An 18,618-nucleotide genomic window follows, 5' to 3' on the forward strand; every position below is an offset into this window, starting at 1 on the left:
ACACACCAAAAATTTTTGGTGTTCGGGTGTTATTGTAAGTCCTCGGCCGATTAGTACCAGTCACCTGAACACATCACTGCGCTTACAGTTCTGGCCTATCAACCCCATCATCTGTAGGGGGCCTTACCCCACCGAAGTGGGTGAGAAACCTCATCTTGGAACAGGCTTCCCGCTTAGATGCTTTCAGCGGTTATCCCTTCCGAACGTAGCTAACCAGCAGTGCTCCTGGCGGAACAACTGGCACACCAGAGGTTCGTCCGTCCCGGTCCTCTCGTACTAGGGACAGGTTTCCTCAAGTTTCTAGACGCGCGCGGCGGATAGAGACCGAACTGTCTCACGACGTTCTAAACCCAGCTCGCGTGCCGCTTTAATGGGCGAACAGCCCAACCCTTGGGACCTACTCCAGCCCCAGGATGCGACGAGCCGACATCGAGGTGCCAAACCATCCCGTCGATATGGACTCTTGGGGAAGATCAGCCTGTTATCCCCGGGGTACCTTTTATCCGTTGAGCGACACCGCTTCCACTTGCCGGTGCCGGATCACTAGTCCCGACTTTCGTCCCTGCTCGACATGTACGTCTCACAGTCAAGCTCCCTTGTGCACTTACACTCAACACCTGATTGCCATCCAGGCTGAGGGAACCTTTGGGCGCCTCCGTTACACTTTAGGAGGCAACCGCCCCAGTTAAACTACCCACCAGGCACTGTCCCTGAACCCGATCAGGGTCCGAGGTTAGAAGCCCAATACGATCAGAGTGGTATTTCAACAACGACTCCACCAACACTAGCGTGCCCGCTTCACAGTCTCCCACCTATCCTACACAAACCGTACCGAACACCAATACCAAGCTATAGTGAAGGTCCCGGGGTCTTTTCGTCCTGCCGCGCGTAACGAGCATCTTTACTCGTACTGCAATTTCGCCGAGTCTGTGGTTGAGACAGCAGAGAAGTCGTTACGCCATTCGTGCAGGTCGGAACTTACCCGACAAGGAATTTCGCTACCTTAGGATGGTTATAGTTACCACCGCCGTTTACTGGGGCTTAAATTCTCAGCTTCACCACCCAAAAGATGATTAACCGGTCCTCTTAACCTTCCAGCACCGGGCAGGCGTCAGTCCGTATACATCGTCTTACGACTTCGCACGGACCTGTGTTTTTAGTAAACAGTCGCTTCTCTCTGGTCTCTGCGACCACCCCCAGCTCAAACAGTAAATGTCGTCACCAGGTGTGGTCCCCCTTCTCCCGAAGTTACGGGGGCAATTTGCCGAGTTCCTTAACCACAGTTCTCTCGATCGCCTTAGTATTCTCTACCTGACCACCTGTGTCGGTTTGGGGTACGGGCCGTGCACCAACTCACTAGAGGCTTTTCTCGGCAGCATAGGATCACAGAATTCACCTCAACGGCTACGCATCACCCCTCACCCTCAAGGAACACGGATTTACCTATATTCCGGGCTACAGGCTTACACCACGACAACCAACCGCGTGGCCCTGCTACCTTCCTGCGTCACCCCATCGCTTGACTACTACAGCCGAGGTCCCACGCAGCCACCCCCAAACAATCCCGAAGGACTGAGAAGAAGTTTTTGGGTGGTTAGTACAACTGCCTCGCCACTGGGCGCGGATACACGGGTACGGGAATATCAACCCGTTGTCCATCGACTACGCCTGTCGGCCTCGCCTTAGGTCCCGACTCACCCTGGGCGGATTAACCTGGCCCAGGAACCCTTGGTCATTCGGCGGACAAGTTTCTCACTTGTCTTTCGCTACTCATGCCTGCATTCTCACTCCCACACCCTCCACAACCCATCACCAGGCTGCTTCCCAGAGTGCAGGACGCTCCCCTACCCAACCACACCACTACACAAGAACCCGTAGATCCTCATGGATGTTTTGTGTGATTGCCGCGGCTTCGGCGGTGTACTTGAGCCCCGCTACATTGTCGGCGCAGGACCACTTGACCAGTGAGCTATTACGCACTCTTTCAAGGATGGCTGCTTCTAAGCCAACCTCCTGGTTGTCTAAGCAATCCCACATCCTTTTCCACTTAGTACACGCTTAGGGGCCTTAGCCGGCGATCTGGGCTGTTTCCCTCTCGACTACGAAGCTTATCCCCCGCAGTCTCACTGCCATGCTCTCACTTACCGGCATTCGGAGTTTGGTTGACGTCAGTAACCTAGTGGGGCCCATCGGCCATCCAGTAGCTCTACCTCCGGCAAGAAACACATGACGCTGCACCTAAATGCATTTCGGGGAGAACCAGCTATCACGGAGTTTGATTGGCCTTTCACCCCTACCCACAACTCATCCCCTCCATTTTCAACTGAAGTGGGTTCGGGCCTCCACCACATCTTACTGTGGCTTCACCCTGGCCATGGGTAGATCACTCCGCTTCGGGTCTAGACCCAGCGACTCAAAACGCCCTATTCAGACTCGCTTTCGCTACGGCTACCCCACCACGGGTTAACCTCGCCACTGAGCACTAACTCGCAGGCTCATTCTTCAAAAGGCACGCCATCACCCACCAACCCCAAGGATTGCGCAGGCTTTGACGGATTGTAAGCGTCCGGTTTCAGGTACTATTTCACTCCCCTCCCGGGGTACTTTTCACCTTTCCCTCACGGTACTCGTCCGCTATCGGTCACCAGGAAGTATTTAGGCTTACCGGGTGGTCCCGGCAGATTCACAGCAGATTCCACGAGCCCGCTGCTACTCGGGAAACATCGAAACCAGGCATTGCGTTTTCAGTTACCGGACTCTCACCGTCTACGGCAGACCATCCCAGGCCACTTCACCTAACACAACACTTTCTCAACTGGCCGACCAGCCGGCAGACCGATCCACGACACTCCCACAACACCACACGCACAACCCCTGCCGAGTATCACATACGCGCGGTTTAGCCTCATCCACTTTCGCTCGCCACTACTCACGGAATCACAATTGTTTTCTCTTCCTGCGGGTACTGAGATGTTTCACTTCCCCACGTTCCCCCCGCACCGGCTATACATTCACCGGGCGGTAACACCACATCACTGGTGCTGGGTTTCCCCATTCGGACACCCTCGGATCACAGCTCGTTTGACAACTCCCCGAGGCCTATCGCGGCCTACCACGTCCTTCATCGGCTCCTGGTACCAAGGCATCCACCGAACGCCCTAAAACACTTACAACAACACCCACAAACACACCCCCACACCACACAAGCAACCACCAACCCCAAAAAAATTTTCAGAACCGGCAACCACCCACACAGCACAAGGATACGAATGTGGAGTCCCACAAACACATGAGTAAAAACTGTGCCCAAAAAATTGAACAACAGAAACCAAAATGTTTAATTGCAGTACAAACACCAAAAACAAGATGTCCTGTATCATCTACAAGTTCTCGATTATTGATGCTCGCATCCACTATGCACTTCTCAAACAACACACACCCACCCACCCCATACACACGAAACAACGCGCGCGGTAGTCAGCGAGCAGCAGAGTCAACCCCGAACCGAACCCCTCCACACACAGTGCGGAAAAGATTCGACCGTTGTTTTCTCAGAACCCCGATAGTGTGTGACATCGTCGAGCCCCGTCACCGGGAACCCGTCCACCCTGATGTTGTCGTCACGTGACTCCAACACCCTTACATTGGATGGTTTTCTTGTGTTTCACCCTCGAACAAACACGCGGCCGGCCATGAACAGACCTGAAACCACTTGTTGTTGTTTGCTCCTTAGAAAGGAGGTGATCCAGCCGCACCTTCCGGTACGGCTACCTTGTTACGACTTCGTCCCAATCGCCGATCCCACCTTCGACCACTCCCTCCCCGAGGGGTTGGGCCATGGGCTTCGGGTGTTACCGACTTTCATGACGTGACGGGCGGTGTGTACAAGGCCCGGGAACGTATTCACCGCAGCGTTGCTGATCTGCGATTACTAGCGACTCCGACTTCATGGGGTCGAGTTGCAGACCCCAATCCGAACTGAGACACGCTTTAAGGGATTCGCTCCACCTCACGGTATCGCAGCCCTCTGTACGCGCCATTGTAGCATGTGTGAAGCCCTGGACATAAGGGGCATGATGACTTGACGTCATCCCCACCTTCCTCCGAGTTGACCCCGGCAGTCTCCTGCAAGTCCCCGGCATAACCCGCTGGCAATACAGGACAAGGGTTGCGCTCGTTGCGGGACTTAACCCAACATCTCACGACACGAGCTGACGACAGCCATGCACCACCTGTACACCAACCACAAGGGAAACGATATCTCTACCGTCGTCTGGTGTATGTCAAACCCAGGTAAGGTTCTTCGCGTTGCATCGAATTAATCCACATGCTCCGCCGCTTGTGCGGGCCCCCGTCAATTCCTTTGAGTTTTAGCCTTGCGGCCGTACTCCCCAGGCGGGGTACTTAATGCGTTAGCTACGGCACAGAATCCGTGAAATGGACCCCACACCTAGTACCCACCGTTTACGGCGTGGACTACCAGGGTATCTAATCCTGTTCGCTCCCCACGCTTTCGCTCCTCAGCGTCAGTTACTACCCAGAGACCCGCCTTCGCCACCGGTGTTCCTCCTGATATCTGCGCATTTCACCGCTACACCAGGAATTCCAGTCTCCCCTGTAGTACTCAAGTCTGCCCGTATCGCCTGCACGCCTGCAATTGAGTTGCAGGATTTCACAGACGACGCGACAAACCGCCTACGAGCTCTTTACGCCCAGTAATTCCGGACAACGCTTGCACCCTACGTATTACCGCGGCTGCTGGCACGTAGTTGGCCGGTGCTTCTTCTCCAGGTACCGTCACAAAAGCTTCGTCCCTGGCGAAAGAGGTTTACAACCCGAAGGCCGTCATCCCTCACGCGGCGTCGCTGCATCAGGCTTGCGCCCATTGTGCAATATTCCCCACTGCTGCCTCCCGTAGGAGTCTGGGCCGTGTCTCAGTCCCAGTGTGGCCGATCACCCTCTCAGGTCGGCTACCCGTCGTCGCCTTGGTGGGCCGTTACCCCACCAACAAGCTGATAGGCCGCGGGCCCATCTCACACCGCACAAGGCTTTCCACCACCGACCATGCAGCCGGTGGTCCTATCCGGTATTAGACCCAGTTTCCCAGGCTTATCCCAAAGTGTGAGGCAGATCACCCACGTGTTACTCACCCGTTCGCCACTCGAGTACCCTGCAAGCAGGGCCTTTCCGTTCGACTTGCATGTGTTAAGCACGCCGCCAGCGTTCGTCCTGAGCCAGGATCAAACTCTCCAACAAAAAACCAATCAGAGAAATAGACCTGACCAAAAAATAATCCAAATTCAAAAGAATCAACTGGCAAAAAAATCATCTTGTCAAAAACATGACAGACTCCCTCAAATGCCAGCCGAAAATAGTTGGCACAAGAAAATCCATCACACACTATCGAGTTCTCAAAAAACACACACCCACCAACACCACACCCCGTAAAAACAGCATGCGAACTTCGGTGAACCGGAGCCTTGCCGCCCGACTCGCGGGCAACTCCACCAGCCTAACCAGACCGGCAGTCGGAAGTCAAACCCGGATTTTTCCTCCCAGTCCCGCGCCCTCACGAAGTGAGAGAAGCAGGAACCGCGTGAAACATCCGGCGTCCAACCACCCAGGCCCTAAACTCTAGCAGAATCTAGAACCTGTTCGCAACCAGCAGCAGAAGTTTTTCTTTCGAAAGTTCGTCGCTGGCGACCTGAACTAAGTTACACACACGTCAACACGAACACAAACCCGCAGGTCACCACACCAAACAAGCACACAACCCCCACGCCGGCCACGCGACGTCCGCAGCACGACGCGAACCTGGCCGTCCGGACAGTCGATACACCCGTTCGGGCAGTTCACCTGGGGCTTCTCCACCCATATCGTGCCGATATGAGCCAACTCATCGGGATCTCCCGGCCGGCCCGGCGGATCACCGCACGTCGTTCCCCCACCGGTTCGTCGCCCACCGCTTCGTCCACCGTCGACGGCCCGTCGACGTCGATCCGCGCCCGTTCCGACGAGACCGCCGTCGAGATCGAGCACGACCTCTCCCCGACCGACCTCAGCGACGACACCCTGGTCCAGGCACTCGTCTCCCTGGTGGAAGCCGGTGACCTGTCCGGCCGCGACGAGTTCGAGAGCGCGTTCATGGCGGTGGTGCGGAGTTGCGGCACCGAACCCGCACTCGCCTGGCGCGAGTTCTATCGCAATTCGGTGGCCGAACTGCGCGGCGGCCGATCGTCGTTCAGCCCGGTCCATCTGCGTGCGCGTTCGTTGATCGCCGGCTCCTCGGTGCTCGAGGTCGGGTCGTGCTTCGGTTTCCTGGCGTTGCAGTGCGCCCAGGACGGCCACACCGTCACGGCCCTCGACATCGATCCGGCGGCCCTCGCCCTGCTCGACGATGCCGCCGGTGACCTCGGCGTCCCGGTCACGACCACGACCGGCGATGCGCGCGCACTCCCCTTCGACTCGGACTCCGTGGACACGGTGACCCTCATCCACCTGCTGGAACACCTGTGCGCCGACGACGTGCACGCGGCGATCTCCGAGGCGCTCCGCGTCGCCCGGCGTCGGGTGATCATCGCGGTCCCGTACGAGGAGACGCCGAGCCCGCACTTCGGTCACCTGCAGTGTCTGACCGAGGCCGATCTCCTGCGGTGGGCGGCGCCGTGGTCGTCGAACATCACCGGGCTCTTCGAGGACCACGGCGGCTGGCTGGTCCTCGATCGGACCCCCTGACCGGCCCGAAGGACCGAACCCGGTCCCGCCCTCGATCACCCGACGGGGCGGGCCCGGGCTCAGATCAGTCCGCGCTTGCTCGCGACGTAGACCGCGTCGGTGCGTTTGGAGACCCGCAGCTTGCGGATGATGTTCCGGATGTGGAACTTGACCGTCGACTCGGAGATGAAGAGCTTCTTGCTGATCCCCCCGTTCGACATCCCGTCGGCCAGCAGCCGCAGCACCTCGCGCTCTCGATCGGTGAGTTCGTCGGACACGTTCCGCTCCCCCGACATGGTGCGCATCACGATGTTCGAACTGCGCGGGTCGAAGGCGCTGCCCCCGGCCGCGAGCGCCCGGATGGCCCGGACCAGTTCGGTGGTGTCGACGTCTTTCACCACGTACCCGCTCGCCCCCGCACGGACGGCGCGGACCACCAGATCGTCGTCGAGGAACGTCGTCAGCACGAGGACGGAGATCGACGAGTCGGCGCGTTTGAGTTCGCCGATCAGCCGCATCCCCTCGTAGTCGGTGCCCGCGGTGAGCTTGAGATCGACGACGACGACGTCGGGCCGGGTGTGCGCGACCTCGGCGAGCGCCGTGTCCACGGTGCCCGCCTCCCCGACGACGGCCACCTCGGGTTCGCGTTCGAGCACCGCGCGGAGCCCTTCGCGCAGGAGTGCGTGGTCGTCGACCAGCACCGTTCTGATCGGGCTCTTCGCCTCTGTTCGGTCCGCACTCATCCTTGCGCTCCTACGTCGAACGGTACTTCCACCGATATCCGGACTCCGCCCAACCGTGATCGGCGGATGCGCATGCTGCCGCCCAACTCGGTCGCACGCGATGACATGTTCGCCAGACCACGGCGACGGCCCGCGGCGAAATCGCCCGACGACGACGCCCGGAGCAGCACCCTCAGGTGCTCCGGATCCCCGGTGCCGTCGTCGTCGATCGAGAGGGTGATCCGCCCGTCGGCGAACCCGAGAAGCACGGTGACCCTGGTCGCGTCCGCGTGCCGGGCGGCGTTGAACAACGACTCGCCCGCGATCCGCAGCAGCGCGTGCTGCACCTCGCTGGGCACCTCGCGGGGCCGACCGCGCACGGCGACCGACCCGGTGATCTCCGCGGGAAGATGCAGGTCGCAGAGGCCTTGCAAGGTGTCGGCGATGCTGAGCGACGGCACGCCGGCGTCGTTGAGGGTGTAGATCGCATCGCGCAGCTGCGACATCGCCGCCCGCGTCAACTCGACGGCCTTGTCGAAGTGCTCGGCGCCGTCGCCGTGGACGGAGCCGCGGCAGAGCTCGATCTGAAGTCCGGCGGACAGGACCGACTGGCCGACCGAGTCGTGCAGTTCGCGGGCGATCCGGGACCGCTCGGTGTTGAGCAGCGCGGTGCGCTGGACCGCCGAGAGCTCCCGCTGGGTCCGCTCCAGTTCCGCGTTCCGGTCGGCGAGTTCCTGCGCCCGGCGCCGGGTCTCGAGCAGCAGTTCGGAGTTGACCATCGCCACCGCGATCTGGCCGGCCAGGATCTGCAGGACCACCAGGTCGGAGGGGTCGACGGTGCGTTCGGGCGGCGTCCACGCGGAGAGACCGCCGACGACGCGCCCGTGGTATTCGATCGGGACGTGCACGTGATGGTCTTCCAGCAGCGGGGAGTCGAGCACGATCTCCTCGCCGCGCAGCAGGTCGATCAGCCGGTTGAGCACCTCCACCGGCAGGTCCGACGGCGACTGCGCCACCGAGACGCCCTCGAACGCCAGCACCCCGCCGGTCCGCGCCGCGATGAGATGCCGCGGCGCCGCCTGCTCCAGATGTCCGTCGGCCAGCGCGAACAGCACCCATTCGGCGTTCAGGTGCTCGAGCAGGGCGTTCAGCACCTCCACCACCAGGTTCTCCGGGCCCTGATCGGTCTGGACCAGCGCCTGGGACACCGCTCCCATCGCCGTGATCACCCGGTTCAGCCGCGCCTCGGAACCCCGGAACTCGGCGTAGTGCCCGCCTTTGACGCTGTGCAGTCCGACCAGGCTGGCGAGGTCGACGTCCGAGGAACTCATCGCTACAGCGCCTGCCGGTAGACGTCGAGGATCTCCGCGTGCTCGGGCCGACGCGGATTGGTCAGCATGCACGAGTCGCCGAGCGCCCGGTCGGTGAGCATGTCGAGCAGGTCCGACTCGACGCCGAGCGGCGTCAGGGTCGACGGCATCCCGACCCGCGACCCGAGTTCGGCGACCGCGCCGGCCAGCCGGTCGGCGACGGTCCGCGGGGCGCCGCTCGCCGACAACCCGACCGCGTCGGCGAGTTCGGCGAAATCGTCGGCGCAGACGTGCGCGTTGTACCTGATCACGTGTGGGAGGAGCACGGCGTTGACGGTCCCGTGCGGCGCATCGCAGTAGCCGCCGACGGGATGGCTCATCGCGTGGGTCGCCCCGAGGATGGCGTTGGTGAAGGCCATCCCCGCCCGCATCGACGCGAGCGACATCTCGGCGGCGGCCTGTTCGTCGGACGGGTCGTGCACCAGGCGTTCGAGGTTGGCCCAGATGCCGGTCAGCGACTCCACCGCGAGCGCATCGGTCAGCCGACCGCGGGCGAGCGAGACGAACGCCTCCACGCTGTGCGTCAGCGCATCCATCCCGGCCTGCGCGATCACCTCCGGCGGAGCGGTCGTCACCAGCACCGGATCGACCACGGCCACGTTCGGCACCAGTTTCCGTCCGACGATGGTCACCTTGGTGCGGCGGTGGGGGTCGTTGATCACGCAGAACTGCGAGACGTCGGCACCGCTTCCCGCCGTCGACGGCACGGCGACCAGGGGCGGCAGCGCGCGCGCCGCACGGTCGATGCCCTCGTACTCGAGGATCTCGCCGCCGTTGGTGGCCAGCACCGCCACCGCCTTGGCCGTGTCGATCACCGATCCCCCGCCGACGGCCACCAGCCCGTCCGCCTGGTGCCGACGGAACGCCGCGTGCCCGGCGACCACCTCCGCGGCCCGCGGGTTCGGCGTGACGTCGAGGTACACCGCGGGGGTGAGACCGCGGCGACGCAGATCGGCGAGCACCCGGTCGAGCCACGGGGTGGCCGCCACATGACGGTCGGACACCACCAGCGGCCGGGTGAGGCCGAGCCCGGCCACCGCGTTCCCGACCTCGGACAGCGCATCGGGACCGAACACGATCTCCGGGGTGTGGAACTTGGCCACCCGGTCGATCCGATGCGACCGACGCGCACCGTCCTGGAGCACCGCTTGCTCGGTCACGTGATCGTTCCTCCTACTGCCCTGTCCGGTCCTCGTGGCGCGCCGCCGCGCCGTCCGTCAGCGCAGGGCGTCCCCCAGTTCGTCGCAGCGTTCCAGCACCTCGGCGCCGTCCCGCGCGCTGACCACCCCCGCACAGTGTTCAGCGTAATCGCCGAGCGCGCAGCCGGTCTGCGTCCAATAGCGTTCCGGTTCCGGTGTCAGCCAGGCCACCCGGAACGCCCGCCGGGCCGCTTCGGCGAACAGATCGGTCCGCGGATCGAACGCGTTGTGCCGCGCGTCCCCGACCACCAGCACGCTGGTGCGCGGGGTGATCAGCTCGCCGTACTCGTCGAGCAGCTCGTGCCACATCCGGCCGTAGTCGCTGGTCGCGGACAGATCCAGACCGTCGGCGGCCAGCACCGCGGCCAGCGCGCCGTCCGGGGAGGAGGTCCGCAGCGCATCGGTCACCCGCACCGGCCGGTCGACGAAGGCGATCACCTCGCATCGGTCGCCGAACTTGTGGAGCGTCTGCGCCAGCCGCAGGATGAAGCCGGTCACCGGCCGCACCGAGATCGACACGTCGATGATCACCAGCATCCGGACCGGACCGGAGGTGGTCCTGCGGCGCCACAGTTCCAGCGGCACCCCGTCGGTGGCCACCGCGGCGCGCATGGTGTGCCGGATGTCCAGCCGGCCGTCGGCCACCTTCCGACTCACCCGGCGCGGCGCACCCCTCATCCGCTGCACCAGTCGATGGCACGCACGATCGATGTCGGCCTGATCCCGGTGCACCTTCGACGGCGGATCGTCGTCGCCGGTCACCAGGGCGGACGCCGCCAGGCGTTCCGAGAGCGCGTCGACGAAGCGGCTGAGCGCCTCCTCCAATTCGGCGACGGCCGCCGCGTCGAGGCCCTCCATGCCGTCGATCCCGCCGTAGGCCTGCCGTCCGTCGGCCGTGTCGAGCGCCCGCAGCAGACCGGCCGCGTCGGCCAGACTCAGCGTGGTGCCCTCGACCCGGGTCCCCGCCGAGGTGAGTTCGCCGACCTCGCTCGCGTCGGCGCTGTCGACCTCCACCGAATAGGTGACGCCGCCGTCGACCGCCGACGCCTCGGTGTCCACCTGGAGTTCGTCGGCCCCCGACGAGACCGTGAAGTCGTTGGCCTCGCGGTGCGAGCTCTCGCCGAAGCGTTCGCCGGCCTCGTCGTCGGAGGCGATCAGGTCGCCGATCTCCTGCGTGTGCTCGTCGGCGCCGATGACGCGTCCGGAGCCCTCGAACTCCTCGTCCCACACGATGTCGTCGGGCATGCTCTCGCCGAGCACGCCGCGGACGCGCGGCAGGTCGGTCGGCTCCGCGTGGGCGCGGTGGCCGCGGAAGAAGAGGGCGAAGGCCTCGTCGAACGACTCCTGCTCGTGCGCGTACTTGACGCTCACCGCGCGCAGTCCGGTCTCCAGCATGTCCAGATCGCGGGCGCCGATCAGGTCCAGGACCCGCCGGATCTCGATCACCTCGGCGGGCGAGGCCTGCACCGACATCGCTCGAAGGGTCCGCCCGAACTGCACGGCGACGGTGTCGAGGACCTTGTCGCGCACCCGGCTCGCCGTCGGTGCACTCACGATCAGCTCCGGGCGGCCGTGCTGCGCGCGCGGCCCGCGCCGAACGCCTTCGCGGTCACCGAGCTGCGCGCCGTGGTGCCGTCGACGCCGATCGGGTCGTAGTCGCCGGTCGGGGTGTCCGGGCCCAGGTAGCGTTCGACGTGCTCCATGTCGCTGCCGAACTTGACCAGCAGCGCCATCAGCGCCCGATCCTGTCCGCCGACGGTCGCTCCCGCGCTGGCCGCACCCGTGTCGCTCTTCAGGTGTGCGGCGGCCCGCGCGGCGTCGATCACCTCGGCGATCGACGGGCTCTTGCGCAGCGGCATCTCGCGGAGACGACGCGCCAGCTCGACCACCTCGGCGATCACCGTCTCCTCCACCTCCGGCGCCCGCACCCCGACGATGCGGCGCTCGCGCTCGGCATCGGGGTAGGCCACCTGGAAGTGCAGGCAGCGGCGTTTGAGGGCGGGCGAGAGCTCGCGGGTGTCGTTCGAGGTCAGGATCACCCACGGCGCCGACCGCGCCGTGAACGTGCCGAGCTCGGGCACGGTCACCTGGCGTTCGGCGAGCACCTCGAGCATCACCGCCTCCATCGCCTCGTCGGTGCGATCGATCTCGTCGACCAGCAGCACGGTCGGCTGCTCCGACATGATCGCGGCCAGCAGCGGGCGGGGCACCAGGAAGTCCTCGGTGTAGACGCCCACCTCGGTGCGGGCCAGCGCCGTCGACGCCTCGGAGAGGGTGTCGTAGGCGGCCAGCTCGCCGCTGATGCGGTCGCGGAGCATCTGCACGTGCAGCAGCTGGCGGGCGTAGTCCCACTCGTACAGCGCGCGGGAGTCGTCGAGCCCCTCGTAGCACTGCAGGCGGATCAGTTCGCGGCCGGCGGCGGCGGCGAGGGCCTTGGCCAGCTCGGTCTTGCCGACGCCGGCCGGTCCCTCCAGCAGCAGCGGCCGGTCGAGCAGCGTGGCCAGGTACACGACCACCGCGAGGTCGCCTTCGATCAGGTACCCCTGATCGGACAGGGCGGAGGAGAGGGCGTCGACGGAGGCGAAGCTGTCGACGACGTCGGTGGTGGTCTCGGTGGTGTCGGTCATGATGTCCTCGGTGCGCGGCGGGTCTGCGGGTGGGGTGAGCTGCGGGACGACGGCCCGCAGACACATCGGGGGATGCTCGATATGCCGGTGAGTCCGAGCACCCGCGCAGACGGCGCGGGCACCCGGACTCCTCCGTCGGTGCTCCCTCGGGGAGGGGCGATCAGTAGCTTCCGGTCATGGCGTGACGGACCATCGGGATCATCGACTCGACGGTGCACTCACGCGGGTTGCCCGGGGTGCAGGCGTCACCCATCATGTGCTCGGAGATGGCGCGGATCTGCTCCTCCGAGGTGTCGACGCCCTCGCCCTTGCCGGCGTACTTGCCGGTGTTCATGCGGTTCTTCTCGTAGCTGTGGACGTTCAGCTCGCCGAAGTTCTCCGGGATGCCGAGGTCCTTCGAGATCCGGATGGCCTCCTCCACCGCGGCGTCGGCGGCCTGGACCGTCGTCATGTTGCGGGTGTCGACGCCCATCAGCTTGGCGATGTCGGCGAAACGCTCGTAGCGGGCGGGCAGGTTGTACTCCCACACGCGCGGCAGGGCGATCGCGTTGTTCAGGCCGTGGTGGCTGTCATAGAACGCCGAGAAGGCGTGCGAGAGCGAGTGGATCAGGCCCAGGCCGCCCGAGTTGAAGGCCTGCGCGGCGATGTACTGCGCGTGCATCATGCCGGCGCGGGCTTCCAGGTTGTGCGGCTCGTAGGTGGCCGGGCGCAGGTACTTGGCGGTCAGCTCGATCGCGTACTTGGCGTTGCCGAGCGACGGAGCGAAGTCCAGGCGCGAGACGTACGGCTCGGAGCAGTGCGCCAGCACGTCGAAGCCGCAGAACGCGGTGAAGTGCTCGGGGCACGAGTAGAACATCAGCGGATCGTCGATCGCCAGGTCGACGAGGCAGTTGTCGTCGAAGGCCACCCACTTGTGCGGGTTGTCCATGTCCGAGGTGTCGGTGATGACGTACGCCCACGAGGTCTCCGAGCCCGTGCCGGCCGTGGTGGAGACCGCGATGTGCTTCGGGTTCTCCTTGTTGGTCGACTGCGAGAAGCCCTGGAACTCGTTGATGTTACGACCGTCGTGCGAGATCACCATGCGGGCGCCCTTGGCGGCGTCGTGGCTCGAACCGCCGCCGACGGAGATGATGCCGTCGCACTTCTCCTCCTGGTACCGCGCCGCGGCATCCATGACGTTGTAGTCCTTCGGGTTCGACTCGACCTCGTCGAACACGACGACGTCGACACCCTGCCACTCGATCTTGCCCTTGAGCTCCTCGATGATGCCCGAGCCGCGCAGGCCGGTCGTCATCAGCAGCACCCGGGTCATCCCCAGTTCCTTGGCCTCCACGCCGATCATGTCGTGGGCTCCGACACCGAGCTTCGCCTTCGGGAAGGGGTGGAACTCCTTGATCGGGAAGTCCCAGATCTGATTCAGTTCGATGGCCATTGCGGGTATCTCCTCGTGTCGAACGGTCGAACGTGTTTCCTGACACATTCAGACTGTTCTGTGAGGAAGGCGACGGCAAGGGCTCCTGACCCCCTGTGCACCGGGTCGGCCCCTCGGGTCAGGTCGCGGCCCTGACCGAACGGACAGTGTCCCGCCGGTACGGCGGGCCCGCCGCCCCGCGCGTGCTTCTCAGCCCTTCACGCGCTCGATGGTCCCGCCGAGGTTGCGGAGGTTCTCCTCGAAGTGCGGGTAGCCGCGATCGATGTGCTCGATGTCGTGCACCTCGGTGACCCCGTCGGCCACCAGACCCGCCAGGACCAGGCCGGCGCCGGCCCGGATGTCGCTCGACCACACCGGGGCGCTGGAGAGCAGTTCCACCCCGCGGATGACGGCGTGGTGGCCGTCGGTGCGCGCGTCGGCGCCGAGCCGCTGCATCTCCTCGACGAACCGGAAACGCGCCTCGAACACGTTCTCGGTGATCAGCGAGAGACCCTCCGAGATCGCCGCCAGACCGATCGCCATCGGCTGCAGGTCGGTCGGGAAGCCCGGGAACGGCAGCGTCGCCGTGTTCACCGCGACCGGCCGCGACTCCTGCCGCACCCGGAACCCGTCGTCGTACCGTTCGACGACGGCGCCCGCGTGGCCGAGCTTGTCGAGCACCAGACTCAGGTGGTTCGGGTCGATGCCCCGCACGGTCACGTCGCCGCGGGTCACCGCCGCCGCGATCCCCCACGTGCCGGCCACGATCCGGTCGCCCACCACGTGGTGCGTCGTCGGCTGCAGCGAGTCGACGCCCTCCACGGTGAGCGTCGAACTGCCCAGGCCGCTCACCCGGGCGCCCATCTGGTTGAGCATCTGGCACAGATCCACGATCTCGGGCTCCCGCGCCGCGTTGTCGATCGTCGTGGTGCCGTCGGCCAGCACGGCCGCCATCAGGATGTTCTCGGTGGCGCCCACCGACGGGAACTCCAGCGCGATCTCCGCACCGGTCAGCGCGTCGGCTTCGGCGACGACGCAGCCGTGCTCGATGGCGCTGTGCGCGCCCAGCGCCCGCAGTCCCGACTGGTGCATGTCCAGCGGGCGGGAACCGATCGCGTCGCCGCCGGGCAACGCCACGATCGCCTTGCGACACCGCGCCATCAGCGGGCCCAGGACGCACACCGACGCGCGGAACTGCTTCACCGCGTCGAAGTCGGCGTGGTACTCGGGGACCGCGGGCGAGTCGATGACGACGCGCTCGCCGTCGGTCTCCACCTGCGCACCGAGTCCGCGCAGCACCTCGGCCATCAGCGGAACGTCCGCGATCTCGGGCACATTGGTGAGGACCGTCCGGCCCTCCGCAAGCAGTGCTGCCGCCATCAGCTTCAGCACGCTGTTCTTGGCGCCCCCGACAAAGACCTCGCCGGACAGTCGTGCGCCGCCGGTCACCAGATAACGATCACTCACGGCAGTAGCTTAGGTGATCTGCTCACCGTCGCCCACCGAACCAGGCGTAGCTTTGCTCTCATGGCAGTGCATCTCACCAAGATCTACACGCGTACGGGTGACGACGGCTCCACCGGACTCTCCGATTTCTCCCGCGTGGCGAAGACCGACCTGCGGGTCGTGGCCTACGCCGACTGCGATGAGGCCAACACCGCTCTCGGGCTCGCACTGACCCTCGGCGGTGACGTCCCCGACGACATCGCCGACGTCCTGCGCACCGTCCAGAACGATCTGTTCGACGCCGGAGCCGACCTCTCCACGCCGGTCGTCGACGATCCGAAGTACCCGCCGCTGCGCATCGAGGAGTCCTACATCGATGCCCTGGAGAAGTGGTGCGACCGCTTCGGCGCGGAGCTCACTCCCCTGGACTCGTTCATCCTCCCGGGCGGGACCCCGCTCTCGGCGCTGCTGCATCAGGGACGCGTCGTCGTCCGACGGGCGGAGCGTTCCGCGTGGGCCGCCGTCGAGGCCCACCCCGACGACACCGGCGTCCTGCCGGCGAAATACCTCAACCGGCTCTCGGATCTGCTCTTCATCCTGGCGCGCGTGGCGAACGTCCGGGCCGGCACCGCCGACGTGAAATGGGTGCCGGGCGCGCATCGGCAGCGCGACTGACCGAGGATCCCGGGTCGCGCGTCGGGCTCAGGCCGCGCGTTTGTTCCGCCGGGAACGACGCGGCGGCCGCGCCTCCAGCCACGACAGGAACGCCGTCGTCAGCACCGGGGCCATCGCCATCTCGTACTCGCGGGTCCCGTACGCGCGATCGGTCACGCTGAGTTCGAGCACCACCATGTCCGATTCCATGATCTCGAACTCGGTGCCCTCGGGGGCACGTCTTCCCCGCAGCTCCAGCCGCCGCCGGGACAGCACCGCGGTGGGTCCCGGACGCAGGGCCGTGAGCCGGTAGTACACCAGCGCCGGTTCGGTGTAGTGCACCGAACCGTGGCGCCACCCCTCGTCGCTGGCCGCCGGCAGCTCCCGGAAGAGCACCGGGGTCCCGGCACGACGGACCTCCCGCACGCGGTACAGCAGCCCCGCGAAGACCAGGGCGCCCACCACGAGCACGGCTGTACCGAGCCACCACCACCAGGCCACGCAGTCACCTCATTTCACGTGTCGGGACAACAGTCCGGAGAGAACACCAGCATAGGGGAAGAACACGGCGACCAGCTGTCCCGCAGTCGGGACAGCTGGTCGCCGTCGGTCAAGAAGGACCCGTCGTGTCAGCTCACGGCTTCCACGGCGCGGATCCGGGAACGAGCGGTCAGGTACGCTTCGGTACCCTCCTCGCTGCGCTCCAGTGCGGCACGCTCGGCCGCCTCGTCGATCTCGTCGGCCAGCTGGGCCGACTCGGCGAGCACCCGGACGGTGTCGGCGTCGACGGAGAGGAATCCGCCCTGCGCCGCGATCGCCAGCCTGCTGCCGTCGGCACCGGTCACCACGACGCACCCGCCGGGCGCGAGTTCACCGAAGATCGGTGCGTGACCGGCCAGGATGCCGACCTCGCCGTCGGTGGTCTGCGCCTTCAGGAACGTGGCGTCCCCCGAGTACAGCACGTGATCCGGCGAGACGACGTCCACTCGGAAAGTCTTCTCAGACATGGTCGAAGACTACTTTCCCTCGATCTTCGCGGCAGCCGCGAAGACGTCGTCGAGGCCGCCACAGCTGTTGAACGCCTGCTCGGGCAGGTGATCGAACTCGCCCTTGCAGAGCCGGTCGAAGGCGTCGATGGTGTCGGCGAGCGGCACCACCGAACCGGGCTGACCGGTGAACTTCTCGGCGACCAGGAAGTTCTGGCCGAGGAACTTCTGGATACGACGCGCGCGGGCGACGGTGACCTTGTCCTCTTCGGAGAGCTCGTCCATACCGAGGATGGCGATGATGTCCTGCAGCTCCTTGTACTTCTGCAGGATGCGCTTGACCTCGTTGGCGACGCGGAAGTGCTCGTCGCCGACGATCGAGGCCTCCAGGATGCGCGAGGTCGAGGTCAGCGGATCCACGGCCGGGTAGATACCCAGCTGCGAGATCGGGCGGGAGAGCTCGGTGGTCGCGTCCAGGTGGGCGAAGGTGGTCGCCGGCGCCGGGTCGGTGTAGTCGTCCGCGGGGACGTAGATCGCCTGCAGCGAGGTGATCGAACGGCCCTTGGTCGAGGTGATGCGCTCCTGGAGCTCACCCATCTCGTCGGCCAGCGTCGGCTGGTAGCCCACGGCCGAAGGCATGCGACCCAGCAGGGTCGAGACCTCGGAGCCGGCCTGGGTGAAGCGGAAGATGTTGTCGATGAACAGCAGCACGTCCTGGTGCTGCACGTCGCGGAAGTACTCGGCCATGGTCAGGGCCGAGAGGGCGACGCGCATACGCGTCCCCGGCGGCTCGTCCATCTGGCCGAACACGAGGGCGGTGTCCTGGAGGACGCCCATCTCCTCCATCTCGAGGTGGAGGTCGGTGCCCTCACGGGTGCGCTCACCGACGCCCGCGAACACCGAGGTGCCGGAGAACTCGCGAGCGATACGGGTGATCATCTCCTGGATCAGCACGGTCTTGCCGACGCCGGCACCACCGAACAGACCGATCTTGCCGCCCTTGACGTACGGGGTCAGCAGGTCGATGACCTTGATGCCGGTCTCGAGGATCTCGGTCTTGCCCTCGAGCTGGTCGAAGGCCGGCGGCTTGCGGTGGATGCCCCACTGCTCGCCGTCGCGACCCAGACCCGGAGCGTCCAGGCAGTCGCCCAGCGCGTTGAACACGTGGCCCTTGACGACGTCGCCGACGGGCACCGAGATCGGCTTGCCGGTGTCGGTCACGGCCGCGCCGCGGACCAGGCCGTCGGTGGGCTGCATCGAGACGGTGCGCACCACGTTGTCGCCCAGGTGCTGCGCCACCTCGAGGGTCAGCGTCTTGGCCACGGCCGGGAGCGAGATCTCCGCGTGGAGTGCGTTGAACAGGTCGGGTACGGCGCCGCGCGGGAACTCGACATCGACGACGGGGCCGATGACGCGGGCGACGCGACCGGCGGTCGCCGAAGCGGCCGCGGTCGTGTCGGTGACTGCTGCAGTCATGGTTTCTTCTTCT

12 protein-coding genes and 2 rRNA genes are annotated in these 18,618 nt (G+C 65.0%); 2 read left to right on the plus strand and 12 right to left on the minus strand.

Features of this window, described 5'->3' with window-relative positions:
* Positions 1-30: 30 nt before the first annotated feature.
* Both QM809_RS17045 and QM809_RS17050 read right to left on the minus strand, forming a co-directional pair.
* A 23S ribosomal RNA gene (locus QM809_RS17045) occupies positions 31-3,173 on the minus strand.
* A gap of 560 nt (positions 3,174-3,733) precedes the next feature.
* A 16S ribosomal RNA gene (locus tag QM809_RS17050) occupies positions 3,734-5,256 on the minus strand.
* Together the 16S and 23S rRNA genes form the textbook arrangement of a ribosomal RNA operon.
* Before the next feature lie 630 nt (positions 5,257-5,886).
* Between QM809_RS17050 and mftM the strand changes: the two genes are divergently transcribed.
* A complete protein-coding gene (gene mftM, locus QM809_RS17055; protein ID WP_415046875.1) occupies positions 5,887-6,735 on the plus strand; it encodes a mycofactocin oligosaccharide methyltransferase MftM in 849 nt (282 codons plus the stop codon).
* Positions 6,736-6,794: 59 nt separating this feature from the next.
* Here the strand turns inward: mftM and QM809_RS17060 are convergent, their stop codons facing one another.
* The 7 genes from QM809_RS17060 to murA all read right to left on the minus strand — a co-directional run bounded on the left by QM809_RS17060 (position 6,795) and on the right by murA (position 15,510).
* On the minus strand, positions 6,795-7,457 hold the full coding sequence (locus tag QM809_RS17060; RefSeq protein WP_415046876.1) for a MadR family response regulator transcription factor: 663 nt from the start codon (positions 7,455-7,457) through the stop codon (positions 6,795-6,797).
* Positions 7,454-8,767, minus strand: coding sequence for a MadS family sensor histidine kinase (locus QM809_RS17065; protein WP_415046877.1), 1,314 nt, complete (start codon positions 8,765-8,767; stop codon positions 7,454-7,456). The genes QM809_RS17060 and QM809_RS17065 overlap by 4 nt, the downstream gene beginning before the upstream one ends.
* A gap of 2 nt (positions 8,768-8,769) precedes the next feature.
* Positions 8,770-9,951, minus strand: a complete 1,182-nt coding sequence (locus QM809_RS17070; protein ID WP_415047132.1) for an iron-containing alcohol dehydrogenase — start codon at positions 9,949-9,951, stop codon at positions 8,770-8,772.
* A 72-nt stretch (positions 9,952-10,023) separates the two neighbouring features.
* The gene (gene madC, locus QM809_RS17075) at positions 10,024-11,559 is read right to left on the minus strand and encodes a MadC family VWA domain-containing protein (RefSeq protein ID WP_415046878.1); all 1,536 of its coding nucleotides are present in this window, start codon (positions 11,557-11,559) and stop codon (positions 10,024-10,026) included.
* 2 nt (positions 11,560-11,561) lie between these two features.
* Positions 11,562-12,632, minus strand: a complete 1,071-nt coding sequence (locus tag QM809_RS17080; protein ID WP_415047133.1) for a MadB family AAA-type ATPase — start codon at positions 12,630-12,632, stop codon at positions 11,562-11,564.
* Positions 12,633-12,792: 160 nt separating this feature from the next.
* Positions 12,793-14,064 (minus strand): NDMA-dependent methanol dehydrogenase, encoded by a 1,272-nt coding sequence (mdo, locus tag QM809_RS17085; RefSeq protein ID WP_415046879.1) that lies wholly within the window; start codon positions 14,062-14,064, stop codon positions 12,793-12,795.
* Positions 14,065-14,253: 189 nt separating this feature from the next.
* A complete protein-coding gene (gene murA, locus QM809_RS17090) occupies positions 14,254-15,510 on the minus strand; it encodes a UDP-N-acetylglucosamine 1-carboxyvinyltransferase (RefSeq protein WP_415046880.1) in 1,257 nt (418 codons plus the stop codon).
* 60 nt (positions 15,511-15,570) lie between these two features.
* Here murA and QM809_RS17095 point away from each other — a divergent pair, with 60 nt between their 5' ends.
* The gene (locus QM809_RS17095; RefSeq protein WP_415046881.1) at positions 15,571-16,164 is read left to right on the plus strand and encodes a cob(I)yrinic acid a,c-diamide adenosyltransferase; all 594 of its coding nucleotides are present in this window, start codon (positions 15,571-15,573) and stop codon (positions 16,162-16,164) included.
* Between the two features lie 27 nt (positions 16,165-16,191).
* Here the strand turns inward: QM809_RS17095 and QM809_RS17100 are convergent, their stop codons facing one another.
* The 3 genes from QM809_RS17100 to atpD form a co-directional block, all read right to left on the minus strand.
* Positions 16,192-16,644 carry a DUF2550 domain-containing protein gene (locus QM809_RS17100; protein WP_415046882.1) on the minus strand — a complete coding sequence of 151 codons (453 nt, stop codon included), beginning with the start codon at positions 16,642-16,644 and terminating at the stop codon, positions 16,192-16,194.
* 128 nt (positions 16,645-16,772) lie between these two features.
* Positions 16,773-17,150 (minus strand): F0F1 ATP synthase subunit epsilon, encoded by a 378-nt coding sequence (locus tag QM809_RS17105; protein WP_415046883.1) that lies wholly within the window; start codon positions 17,148-17,150, stop codon positions 16,773-16,775.
* A gap of 9 nt (positions 17,151-17,159) precedes the next feature.
* Entirely contained in the window at positions 17,160-18,605 is a 1,446-nt protein-coding gene (gene atpD / locus QM809_RS17110) for a F0F1 ATP synthase subunit beta (protein WP_415046884.1), read from the minus strand.
* Positions 18,606-18,618: the final 13 nt, after the last annotated feature.

It is taken from the genome of Gordonia sp. (in: high G+C Gram-positive bacteria) (genome assembly GCF_047600385.1).
Taxonomy (GTDB): Bacteria; Actinomycetota; Actinomycetes; order Mycobacteriales; family Mycobacteriaceae; genus Gordonia.

What these genes read in the sequence shown, in the direction of transcription:
- mftM (WP_415046875.1), top strand. Translation starts at nt 5,887, where the DNA reads ATGAGCCAACTCATCGGGATCTCCCGGCCGGCCCGGCGGATCACCGCA.
- QM809_RS17060 (WP_415046876.1), bottom strand. Translation starts at nt 7,457, where the DNA reads ATGAGTGCGGACCGAACAGAGGCGAAGAGCCCGATCAGAACGGTGCTG.
- QM809_RS17065 (WP_415046877.1), bottom strand. Translation starts at nt 8,767, where the DNA reads ATGAGTTCCTCGGACGTCGACCTCGCCAGCCTGGTCGGACTGCACAGC.
- QM809_RS17080 (WP_415047133.1), bottom strand. Translation starts at nt 12,632, where the DNA reads ATGACCGACACCACCGAGACCACCACCGACGTCGTCGACAGCTTCGCC.
- mdo (WP_415046879.1), bottom strand. Translation starts at nt 14,064, where the DNA reads ATGGCCATCGAACTGAATCAGATCTGGGACTTCCCGATCAAGGAGTTC.
- QM809_RS17095 (WP_415046881.1), top strand. Translation starts at nt 15,571, where the DNA reads ATGGCAGTGCATCTCACCAAGATCTACACGCGTACGGGTGACGACGGC.
- QM809_RS17105 (WP_415046883.1), bottom strand. Translation starts at nt 17,150, where the DNA reads ATGTCTGAGAAGACTTTCCGAGTGGACGTCGTCTCGCCGGATCACGTG.
- atpD (WP_415046884.1), bottom strand. Translation starts at nt 18,605, where the DNA reads ATGACTGCAGCAGTCACCGACACGACCGCGGCCGCTTCGGCGACCGCC.